Origin of the sequence: Paenibacillus zanthoxyli JH29 (assembly GCF_000520715.1) — a bacterium.
Classification (GTDB): Bacteria; Bacillota; Bacilli; order Paenibacillales; family Paenibacillaceae; genus Paenibacillus_AQ; species Paenibacillus_AQ zanthoxyli.
This window is the reverse complement of the sequence record NZ_ASSD01000634.1, coordinates 1-4,740: the sequence shown is the minus strand read 5'-3', so window position 1 is coordinate 4,740 and position 4,740 is coordinate 1. Positions and strand designations below refer to the sequence as shown.

Below are 4,740 nucleotides of genomic sequence, written 5' to 3'. Positions count from 1 at the left end.
TTCAAAATGCAGGCTGCACAGCAGCGCTCCGTAAGGGGTCACCGCTTCGATTTCGTCCAGACCCCGCCGGTAGAAGGCCAGCTTCGGCACGACGGGGAAATCGATAAAGCTGTACGGCGCCTTGGCCGTATCATTCCAGAAAGGGGCTTCGTCCAGATCAATCCACCCCCGGTCATGATTGCCTATCGCATACAGCACTTCATCCATCCTGCGCTTCCGGGGAACCTCCTCCATGCGGAACCGCGCCGCAAATTCCCCGGCCAGCAGCCCGTGGTCATGCTGCTTGATCATGACAAACTTCTCATCCTGCTCCCGACAAATCACCGATATACCTCCCAATAGATTCCATTTCCATGTATCAGTACGGAGATTATACCATATTTGCTCAGCCGGTTTGGATTGGGAGATTCCTTCTTCTCAATGATTAAAGAACACAAATTACATTTTTATGCATAAAAACAGAATAGACCCAATTTCCTATTACATTTCAACACTAACACATGATATACTGATAACACAATTTCCGGAAATTGTAATATTATAGTCAATTTATTGAAAGGAATGAATTAAATTGATTAAAAAACGCATTTTGGGAGCAGTAATAGCTCTTGCAGTAGTAGCCATTTCGGGGCAAGCAATGGCCGATAGCAATCAAGCTGCAACCAGTGGCTCCGTTGATCTTACAAATGCTCCTGTACTCAATGCTTCGGTTACACCTTTTGCAGTAACCCCTGCTTCCGTAAATACAGGTGGAGGTACATGGGATTACGGTACGAGCTATGTATTTCCACTCAGTAAGAAGGTTTATTCTAACTACAATCACCCCAAGTATATTCATAGCTCTTCTTGCTCTATTGGCACAACAGAGTCGCACAGCGGAGATCAACCTGTAGGGTTGACAGCATACTCAAGCGCACAAGGCAGTATTGATGATGCAACACACGCCTACTGGAGTGCTCAGTATGTTCCGGGTATTTAAATAATCCTTTTAAGGATCATCATCTTACAGATGATGATCCTTAATTATTGAATAGCAAAGCTTACACAAGGAGTATGCTTGTATGAAAAAAATTGTTGTATTCTTTTTGATAATATTGTCTGTGCTAACTTACACAAAAAATTATATACTGACCGATCTTAACGAATTCAATAAAGTCGAACGTCTGGAACAGATACTTGGCACGGCTTTCACTATACCAGATAGTGCGATTTTTGCGGACCCAGAAGTAGTATACCCACTCCTGCAGAAATCGGCTATTGAGACCAATGTTAATCTGTTTAGACCTAGTATCAATAATAAACCAAATAATGAAGTTGAGATTGTAAAATATGTTCTGTTAACGAGGAACACCGACCTATATAACTATATTCACTTATCAAGCGGGAAACCCCTAACCTCGAAAGATATGGTAGAAAACAAACATTACTTGTCTAACCTACCTAGCAAAAATTCAAATTGTATAGGCTCAATCAAAGATTTCGGAAACAATAATCTGATTAGCGTAAACCCTTTGCTCATGGCTTATCAACATTTGCCCGTAGCGGGAACTTATTATGTAGAGACGACAGACCTACAAGTCTTTCGTCAATTCTTATCTACTTTTTCAGAATATATCAATATTCGTTTTCACACCTCTTTAACATTTAATGAATTCTCAAACAAAAACACAGCTTTGGATAATTCAGTATCTTCGGCCTCAGTATCAACTTTGACTGACATTCAAAACATACTGATTTTAGTCATTCTGCTGCTGATGGTATATTCCGTTTTTCATCAATCAAAAATTGTTGGAACATACAAACTGCATGGAATCTCAAATATCAGAATTTGGTTTATCGTCGCAGGTAAAGTTTTAATAATCACACTAATTTCATCTATAGTCATCGCATCTCTTGCATGCCTGTTCACTCCAAACTCAAATATGGAGTTTCTATTCTCGACAGTCAAAAGTATTCTCATTGCCTACGGGCTTGTCTTACTGGCTTCCATTTTTCCTTATATTTACATCTCCAAGATACAATTACAACAATTAATTAAAAACCGTAAAAATACAACACTAATTCTAATTCTAAATACTTTGACAAAGGTTATTTGTTCTATCTTGCTGCTTACACTAGCAAATCAAATTCTCCATCAATATATCGATATTAAAGAACAACAAGAAAATATTAAAGGATGGGAACAAAATAAAGATTATGGAATTTTTTATCCTATATATACCGGATATGATAAAGATGATCTTTTAGAGGGATCCGAAAAGTTCATCTTTACAACAGCCAATGAATTATATCCTATTTTAAATAAAATGGGATCTTTATTAATAAATACAAGAGAGTACGAAGAAACAGCATTGATTCTTGACAAGGATTACAAGGGAATTCGCTCAATAACAGTCAACAAAAATTATTTGGATCAGTATCCGATATTTGATGCTAATCACAATCAGGTTCATATTAGTGAGGAAGAGTCCCGTTGGGTTTTGTTGGTACCGGAAAAATATCGTAACCGGAAAAGTGAAATTATGAATTTCTTCCAAAGTAACCGAAAATCTTGGGAAGAATACGAGCGGAACTTTTACAAATCAAAGATACCCGAATATTTAAAAAAACAACAGATTCAAATTTTATGGCTTAGCAACAATCAAAGGATATTCAGCTTTAACCCTGACGTATTTCCTACCGAGAAGTATTCGATTATAGATCCTATAATTCAAGTTGTCACAGAAAAAAACAGCTTCACTTCAAACCGTAACGGCATTCTTGGTAATGGTGGGACTGATCCTTTGAAAGTTAAGCTAGTCGGGCGGGATACAGCTGCAACCTATCAAGCATTGCTACCAGAACTTCGGAACTTACGACTAGACGATAATTTAAAAACGATTGTAACGGTTAATGAGTATATGTTGGTTAAAATTAATCAATTGAATTACGAAATTAAGTTAAACTTGCTGTTATTAGGAGGTTTGATGATTGGCTTCTTGTTCTTAATTATCCAATATGTGTTGGTGCTGTATAATCGTTATCAAAAAACTTTTATCGTGAGAAAGCTCTTTGGTCTTAGTTTTAGAAGGACATATAAGGAATTCATTCTACTATTTCTCGGCCTCTGGATTGCACAAGTTGGACTCTCCTTGTTGTTGATTCATCAGTATAATTTACCCACCTATTTAATAATTGGTGTGGTTGCCGGATCAGAGTTTTTGATAAGTACTATCGCTCTCAATCTATTGGAAAAAAGAAATAATACCCAAATGTCCAAAGGAGGTTTGCTATAACCTATGAATACAATTTGCAAGATTAGCGGTTTGAGCAAACATTTTGGAAAGCATCATGTACTTGAGGAGATCAATATATCCGTACAAGAGGGAGAAATGGTAGCAATTACAGGAAAAAGCGGCTCAGGCAAAACTACATTGTTGAACATGATTGGCATGTTAGAGCAACCCGATTCAGGTAACATAGAACTATTTGGCGAATCCATTCCTCGTCCAAATTCAATAAAAGCACGACAGTTACTAAAATCCAACATTGCTTACCTGTTTCAAAATTTTGCGTTGATAGATAACGCTACTGTAGAAGCTAACCTGGAGATCGCTTTGATGTATAGTGGAAAAACTAGAGCGGAGAAAATATGTTTGAAGCAAGAAGCTCTCTCTCAGGTTGGATTAAACATTTCATTAAGACAGAAAATACATGAGTTGTCCGGTGGAGAACAGCAGAGAGTCTCCATAGCAAGAATTTTACTTAAACCGTGTGATTTGGTACTAGCTGATGAGCCTACGGGGTCTCTGGATGAGAACAACCGTGATTGTATAATAAGGTTGCTTCAAATGTTAAATGAGCGCGGCAAAACCTTAATTATCGTAACGCATGATCAAGTAGTAGCGAAAAGTTGTAACAGGATAATAAATTTGAGCTAATGAATGTAATAAGACGCTTCCCGTCGCCAGCGGTGGATTAGCGTCTTATTTATACATGCAAAACCCATTCCTTGAACCTTGAATAGCTTTACAAGCTTCCCTAGCATTGACTGACTAATATGAATGCATACATTGTTTGTATTAGAAATTTTATGATTCACAAGCAATTGACCTGCTTGAATAACTCCTTGAGGTGTATTTGGCTATTACAGCTAAAAAGGCTAAGCCTACACGCCCAACCACCGCTTGAACATGTGCTTCGTCGTCTGCTTGTTGATTTCGGCGATGGAAGTGGTCAGCGGGATGCCTTTCGGGCAGGCCCGGACGCAGTTCTGCGAGTTGCCGCAGCCCTCAATGCCGCCATCCGTCATCAGCGCCTCCAGCCGTTCGTCGGCGTTCATCTCGCCCGTTGGATGGGCGTTGAACAGGCGGACCTGCGAAATGGCCGCCGGACCGATAAAATCGGTCTTCGCGTTGACGTTCGGGCAGGCCTCCAGGCAGACGCCGCAGGTCATGCATTTGGACAGCTCGTAGGCCCACTGCCGTTTTTTCTCGGCCATGCGCGGACCCGGACCGAGGTCGTACGTTCCGTCGATCGGAATCCAGGCTTTTACCTTTTTCAGCGCGTTAAACATCCGGGTACGGTCAATGACGAGGTCGCGAACAACCGGGAAGGTGCTCATTGGCTCGACGCGGATCGGCTGCTCCAGATTGTCGATCAAGGCGGCGCAAGCCTGACGCGGCTTACCGTTGATGACCATAGAGCAGGCGCCGCATACTTCGCCGGAGAAGCCGTTCTTCCACCACGGATGTTCTTGGG

Annotated in this window: 5 protein-coding genes; 3 read left to right on the top strand and 2 right to left on the bottom strand. The window is 40.5% G+C overall.

Features of this window, described 5'->3' with window-relative positions; genetic code table 11:
* On the bottom strand, positions 1-324 hold a 324-nt coding region (locus L691_RS0124270), incomplete at its 3' end, for a DUF3891 family protein (protein WP_025692839.1).
* A 247-nt stretch (positions 325-571) separates the two neighbouring features.
* On the opposite strand from L691_RS0124270, the gene L691_RS31575 reads away from it, so the two are divergent.
* The 3 genes from L691_RS31575 (at position 572) to L691_RS0124260 (ending at position 3,920) form a co-directional block, all read left to right on the top strand.
* Positions 572-979, top strand: a complete 408-nt coding sequence (locus L691_RS31575; RefSeq protein WP_084654451.1) for a lactococcin 972 family bacteriocin — start codon at positions 572-574, stop codon at positions 977-979.
* 82 nt (positions 980-1,061) lie between these two features.
* The gene (locus L691_RS0124265; protein ID WP_025692838.1) at positions 1,062-3,275 is read left to right on the top strand and encodes a DUF1430 domain-containing protein; all 2,214 of its coding nucleotides are present in this window, start codon (positions 1,062-1,064) and stop codon (positions 3,273-3,275) included.
* A 3-nt stretch (positions 3,276-3,278) separates the two neighbouring features.
* Positions 3,279-3,920 carry an ABC transporter ATP-binding protein gene (locus tag L691_RS0124260; protein ID WP_025692837.1) on the top strand — a complete coding sequence of 214 codons (642 nt, stop codon included), beginning with the start codon at positions 3,279-3,281 and terminating at the stop codon, positions 3,918-3,920.
* 227 nt (positions 3,921-4,147) lie between these two features.
* On the opposite strand, the gene sdhB is transcribed toward L691_RS0124260, so the two are convergent.
* The coding region (sdhB, locus tag L691_RS0124255; RefSeq protein WP_025692836.1) for a succinate dehydrogenase iron-sulfur subunit at positions 4,148-4,740 on the bottom strand (593 nt) is incomplete at its 5' end.